7 protein-coding genes are annotated in these 6,000 nt (G+C 39.9%); 6 read left to right on the plus strand and 1 reads right to left on the minus strand.

Annotated features, from left to right (window positions below; all coding sequences use genetic code 11):
• The first annotated feature begins 23 nt into the window (after positions 1-23).
• The 6 genes from IKK64_05295 (at position 24) to IKK64_05320 (ending at position 5,539) form a co-directional block, all read left to right on the plus strand.
• Positions 24-569, plus strand: a complete 546-nt coding sequence (locus IKK64_05295) for an FKBP-type peptidyl-prolyl cis-trans isomerase (GenBank protein ID MBR4119478.1) — start codon at positions 24-26, stop codon at positions 567-569.
• Between the two features lie 149 nt (positions 570-718).
• The gene (gene kdsB, locus IKK64_05300; GenBank protein ID MBR4119479.1) at positions 719-1,471 is read left to right on the plus strand and encodes a 3-deoxy-manno-octulosonate cytidylyltransferase; all 753 of its coding nucleotides are present in this window, start codon (positions 719-721) and stop codon (positions 1,469-1,471) included.
• A 45-nt stretch (positions 1,472-1,516) separates the two neighbouring features.
• Positions 1,517-2,779: an insulinase family protein gene (locus IKK64_05305; GenBank protein MBR4119480.1), complete on the plus strand. Its 1,263-nt coding sequence runs from the start codon at positions 1,517-1,519 to the stop codon at positions 2,777-2,779.
• A 23-nt stretch (positions 2,780-2,802) separates the two neighbouring features.
• Complete coding sequence (locus IKK64_05310) at positions 2,803-4,104, plus strand: exodeoxyribonuclease VII large subunit (protein ID MBR4119481.1); 1,302 nt, start codon at positions 2,803-2,805, stop codon at positions 4,102-4,104.
• Between the two features lie 20 nt (positions 4,105-4,124).
• Entirely contained in the window at positions 4,125-4,316 is a 192-nt protein-coding gene (gene xseB / locus IKK64_05315; protein MBR4119482.1) for an exodeoxyribonuclease VII small subunit, read from the plus strand.
• A 47-nt stretch (positions 4,317-4,363) separates the two neighbouring features.
• Entirely contained in the window at positions 4,364-5,539 is a 1,176-nt protein-coding gene (locus IKK64_05320) for a S8 family serine peptidase (protein MBR4119483.1), read from the plus strand.
• Between the two features lie 91 nt (positions 5,540-5,630).
• Here IKK64_05320 and IKK64_05325 read toward each other — a convergent pair.
• A partial coding sequence (locus IKK64_05325) for a rubrerythrin family protein (protein MBR4119484.1) occupies positions 5,631-6,000 on the minus strand: 370 nt, incomplete at its 5' end.

The raw sequence follows: 6,000 nt of genomic DNA on the forward strand, positions 1-6,000 counted from the left end.
CATCATAATAAATTTATATAGCTATGGATATTATAAAAGACGGAAAATATGTTGAAGCATGTTATGTGCTTACAGTGGGAGAAGAAGAGGAAGTTATGGAGACAGTTCCTAAAAATCGTCCTCTTTCGTTTATTTTTGGTGCTGACCAAATGTTAGAGGCTTTTGAAAATAATGTTGCTGGATTAAAGGCTGGTGATAAATTCGACTTTAGAATTGCTTCGGCTGATGCTTTTGGAGAGTATGAGGAGCAACGCGTTCAAGAGTTGTCTAAAGAGATTTTTTCGCCTAATGGAGAATTTGACGCTGAGAATGTTGTGCCCGGTAAAACTTTTCAAATGATTAACTCTGACGGTGATCGTTTTAACGGCTCGGTTTTGGAGGTGCGTGAGAACACTGTTATCATGGACTTTAACCATCCTCTTGCCGGTGAGGAGTTACACTTTGTAGGAGAGGTGCTTTTGGTTAGAGATGCTACTGAAGAGGAGTTAAATCCTAAACACTCTTGCGGTTGTTGTAGCGGTTGCCATGGTGGCGATTGTGGTGAAGGCGATTGTGGCGGTTGCCATTAAGAGTTGTTTGTTGAGAAACTTTTGTTTCTTGAACCCACTCTCGCTCGGCATAGTTTAAGTAAACTTGACTCTGCTCTTGCTTAATCGTGGCTTTAACAAACATTCGTTTGTTGAACTTGCTAATTTGTTAGTCTTCAGTTAAAAAAAATATGAAATTTATAGCAATTATTCCTGCTCGTTATGCATCTACACGTTTTCCCGGTAAACCATTGGCTGATATGAACGGCAAACCAATGATACAGAGGGTGTATGAGCAGGTTAAAAAGTGTGTTGACAAGGTTTATGTTGCAACAGATGATGAACGCATTTATGATGCAGTAACATCGTTTGGTGGCAACGTAGTTATGACTTCGGCTAACCATAAGAGCGGAACTGACCGATGTGCTGAGGCATATAACACTATTGGTGGTGGCGAGGATGTAGTTATTAACATTCAAGGTGATGAACCATTTATTGCTCCTTCGCAAATTGAGGCTATCATGGAGTGTTTTACCGATAACTCAGTACAGATTGCCACACTCGTAAAACCTTTTACAGAGAGTGATGGTATTGATGCTTTGATGAATACAAACTCTCCCAAAGTGGTATTGGGAGTTGATAATCAGGCTCTCTATTTCAGCCGTTCGGTTATCCCGTTTGTAAGAGGAGTGGATATGCAGGAGTGGTTAAAAACACATACTTTCTACAAGCATATCGGTATGTATGCCTATCGTGCTGAGGTGTTGATGCTGATTACTAAGTTGCCACAGTCGGAGTTGGAGAAGGCTGAGTCGTTGGAGCAGTTGCGTTGGCTTGAGAACGGATACAAAATTAAGGCAGGCGTTACTACTCAAGAGACTATTGGTATTGACACCCCGGATGATATGCAAAGGGCATTGGAGTTTATGCTTCGCAATAGTTAGTAATTAGTTCAACACTTTGTACAGTATTACTAATTTATAAAGTAAATGCGTCCTGCGGTTAAAGAGTTTGAAGATTTTAAATTTAAATTACCTTGTTTGGTTTCAACCGAGCGGGGTATTCCTCTTTATGTATATGAGAGTAAAGGTCTGAATGTTTGTAGAGTAGACATTATCTTCTCCGCTGGTACATATCAACAGAGTATGCCTTTAGAGACTGAGGCTGCTGCTGAGGCTATGACCGAAGCTTCAGAAAAGAGGAGCTCGGCTGCCATTTCAGAGCTTTTCGACTTCTATGGTGGGTTTATCCAAAAAGGAGTATCTACACACTACACAATATTTACACTATATGCTCCTAATAGAACATTTCCAAAATTGTTACCTCTCTTTTTTGAGGTGATAACCTCTCCACGCTTTAGCAAACGCGACTTGGATAGGTTTAAACAACGCGGTAGCGAGAGCTTGAAGGTGGCTCAAAAAAAAGTGGAGAATATATCATATAAGATATTCAAAGAGAAGATGTTTGGCTCTCATCCATACGGTGTTACTCCATGCGTTGAGGATTACGACAACCTCAATACAGACTCAATACGTTCATACGCAAAAGAGTACTTTGTGGCAGAGAGGTGTAGTGTAGTTATGTCGGGCGACATTAACGATAAGATGATTGAACTTCTTTCGCAAAACATTTTAAGAATACCTTCGGGAACTGTTCAAAATAAGCACTACCCGGTTACTTCGCCCCATATGAAGGGTGTTGAGGTTAAAGAGATTGCAAATGTTATGCAAAGTTCGGTTAGAATAGGAGCATTTACAATTAACCGACAAGATGAGAACTATCTAAACCTATATATACTAAACACTGCAATGGGTGGTTATTTTGGCAGTAGATTTAACAAAACAATTAGAGAGGAGAAGGGCTATACTTACGGTATAAATTCGTGGTTAATTGGATTGCCCGATACTGCATATCTTTCAATATCTACTCATACTGCGGTGCATTTCACAAAGCCTCTTTTGCAGGAGGTTAAAAACGAGATTGACAAGATTAAGTCATCGCCTATAAGTGATGAGGAGTTACAACAGTTAAGGGGGTATATGTTGGGAGACTTTGCCAGAATGTTTGATACCAGTTTTACCCTTGCCGACAATTTTATTGCACTGCTTACAAATAACATTGGGTTTGACTACTTTGACAAACGAGTTGAAGCAATAAAGAGTATTACCCCTGAGATACTACTTACAACAGCACAAAACTTTTTACCTTGTTATGATGATATGTGCATTGTTGTTGCTGGAGGAATTAAGTAAAAAAAATACAAAAATACGTTTCTATGCCCGAGAATATTACCCTGTATGAGTTAAACAATATGCTGAGTGTTGCGGTGAGCAATGCTTTCCCAAAGCAATACAAGGTGGCAGCGGAGATTAGCGAGTTGCGAGAGAATAGCTCGGGACACTGCTATATAGAACTCATAGAGAAGGATGATATGGGCAACACCGTTGCAAAGGCACGAGCAAATATATGGGCTGCTACATATCGCAAGTTACGTCCGTTCTTTGAACATTCAACGGGTATATCACTAACGGCAGGAATAAAAGTATTGGTAACAGTTAAGGTTGGCTTTGATCCCCTATATCATTACTCACTGACGGTATGGGATATTGATCCTGCATACACAGTAGGAGATATGGCAATACGCCGTACTCAGATATTAAACCGTCTTAGCGAAGAGGGGATAATTGATGATAATAAAAGCCTTGCACTATCACCTGTACCTCAAAAGATAGCAGTAATATCTTCGGCAACAGCGGCAGGATATGGCGACTTTTGTGACCAACTGAGAAACAATTCATATCAATATAAATTTTACCCGGTTCTATTTAAAGCACTAATGCAGGGTGAACGCTCAGCAGAGAGTGTAATTGAGGCTCTCAACAGAGTGTATGAGAATATAGATAAGTTTGACTGCGTGGTGATAATTCGAGGAGGAGGTGCAACATCGGAACTAAACTGCTTTGATGACTATAATCTTGCTATGAATATCACTCAATTTCCACTGCCTGTGATTGTGGGTATTGGTCATGAACGCGATACTACTGTATTAGATTATGTAGCATACAAGAGTGTTAAAACTCCCACAGCAGTAGCCGAGTATTTAATATCTACTCTTGCCGAGAGTGAATCCTACCTTAATGAACTTAGCGGAGAGATTGTTGAGAGGATAAAAGGACTATTGAGCGAAAGCCTATTAACTCTATCATTAATTGAAAACAAAATGCCTTCGCTTATAACCAATAAGGTTGAGCGGGAACAAAATAGATTATCACAACTACAAAGCAGAGTGATGGTGGGAGTTCAGTCGCAAGTAGCAACGGAACAGATAAAGATTGCAACCTTAGGGACTTCACTCAAGAGCCAACTCCAACGCACGATAGAGAAAGAACTTAACAGAGTGTCAAACCTTGAGACCAATATAACCCTATTGTCTCCCGATAAGATTTTGGAACGCGGATACTCAATAGCGGTAAAGGATGGTTTCCCTGTCAAGAGCGTGTCTGAGGTAAGCGAAGGAGATACCCTAAAACTAATATTTGCCGATGGCGAGGCAGAAACAGAGGTTACAAAGAGATAGAAACAAAACAAAAACTATATATGGAAGATGTAAAAACATACAGCACCGCTGTTGAAGAACTCGAAAAGATAGTTGAGTTGTTACAAAGTGACAACTGCAAAATTGATGACCTAAAGGCTTATGCTCAACGTAGCGTTGAACTTATAAAGTTCTGCAAAACACACCTCACCCAAACCGATGAGGAGGTAAAAAAACTATTGGAAGATCTGTAAAAAGTTATTAGGTATTAGTCCTTTTTACATTAACTAATAACTGGGTTATGCCAAAATTATTAATCACACTTACGCTATTGATATGGAGTAGCATCTTGTTGGCACAAGAGGGTTATGTGGTAAGGGTATGGTTTACCGATAAGAGTGAGTGTGGTTACTCAACAGATAATCCGCAACAGTTTTTGAGCGACAAGAGTATTGCCCGACATAATATAGAGCTGATTAAAATAAGCGAACAAGACCTGCCAATCACTCAACACTACAAGCAAGAGGTAATGAATATGGCTCAACATATTGTTACCTATTCAAATTGGCTTAACACGTTGGTGGTGGAGTGCGATAGTAACAATATCCAGCAAATTGAGCAACTCCCTTTTGTGAAAAAAGTAGAGGTATTGTCTAAGGCAAAGGCTGATAGCGTAAAGTTTAAATCTAACTTTTATAGTGCAAGTAATATAAAACTACATCCCCTTTATGGGGTATCGCACCCAATATCAAAGAGAGCAAACGTTGTAACCTCTCACAAGAGAGGCAGATGGGGCGAGGGTGTATATATAGCAGTTTTAGATGCAGGTTTTGGTGGTGTTGACACTCTTGGCAGATGGTTTGATAAGGATAGAATAAAATTTACCTGCGATGTTGTAAACCCTCAGGGTAATATCTTTCGTGAGAATGAACATGGTACAGCAGTACTTTCAACAATGCTTGCAAACAGAGAGGGTGAATATATGGGCATTGCCCCAAAGAGTGACTATGCTCTTATCCGTACTGAGGATATAAACGTAGAGACTCCTTGTGAAGAGGATATGTTTGTTCGTGGATTGGAGATTGCCGATAGTCTTGGCGTTGATATAGTAAACGTATCGTTGGGATATAGTGATTACAATGGAATAATCTCAGTCTCAACACTTGCTACCGAGATAGCAACAAGTAAAGGCATTGTCGTTGTAACAAGTTGTGGAAACAGAGGTAAAGAGGGATTCACTCTCCCCGCTGATGCCAAAGGTGTTATTGCCGTTGGAGGAGTTGATAAACGAGGCAGAGTTACCGAGTTTACCTCAAGAGAGTATGTTCGTGGCAGATACAAAGCCCCAAAAGTTTGTGCCTTAGGAAGTGATGTTCCAGTTATTACAGGCAGTGGTAAAATTATGATTACTTACGGCACCTCATTCGCAGCTCCTGCCATATCGGGTGCAGTTGCCATTAAAAAGAGTAGGGAATAAAAAATCTTTATTTGAAAAACATTACTTATGAATAAAGGTCAGAGAAGCTTCTCTGACCTTTATTTTATTTATAATTTAAGATATCTAACCATTAATAGTTAGTTGCTCTTAGTCTGAAGTGTGCTTTTGGGTGGTCGCAAATAGGACACATTTCAGGAGCCTCTTTTCCAATAACAATATGTCCACAGTTACCGCACTCCCATATGCAGTCGCCATCGCGAGAGAAAACAATCTTTTTCTCAACATTATCCAACAATTTACGATAACGCTCCTCATGCTCCTTCTCAATTTTAGCAACACCCTCAAACAAGAAAGCAATGTGGTCAAAACCCTCTTCTCTTGCCTCTTTAGCAAAAGTAGCATACATATCGGTCCACTCATAACGCTCACCAGCAGCAGCGTCTGCCAAGTTAGTAGCAGTATCAGCAATACCATCATGCAAAAGTTTAAACCATATTTTA

The organism is Bacteroidales bacterium (assembly GCA_017521245.1).
Taxonomy (GTDB): Bacteria; Bacteroidota; Bacteroidia; order Bacteroidales; family G3-4614; genus Caccoplasma_A.

Excerpts from the sequence above, each read along its gene's own strand:
- IKK64_05295 (MBR4119478.1), top strand. The coding sequence starts at position 24 with ATGGATATTATAAAAGACGGAAAATATGTTGAAGCATGTTATGTGCTT.
- kdsB (MBR4119479.1), top strand. The coding sequence starts at position 719 with ATGAAATTTATAGCAATTATTCCTGCTCGTTATGCATCTACACGTTTT.
- IKK64_05305 (MBR4119480.1), top strand. The coding sequence starts at position 1,517 with ATGCGTCCTGCGGTTAAAGAGTTTGAAGATTTTAAATTTAAATTACCT.
- IKK64_05310 (MBR4119481.1), top strand. The coding sequence starts at position 2,803 with ATGCCCGAGAATATTACCCTGTATGAGTTAAACAATATGCTGAGTGTT.
- xseB (MBR4119482.1), top strand. The coding sequence starts at position 4,125 with ATGGAAGATGTAAAAACATACAGCACCGCTGTTGAAGAACTCGAAAAG.
- IKK64_05320 (MBR4119483.1), top strand. The coding sequence starts at position 4,364 with ATGCCAAAATTATTAATCACACTTACGCTATTGATATGGAGTAGCATC.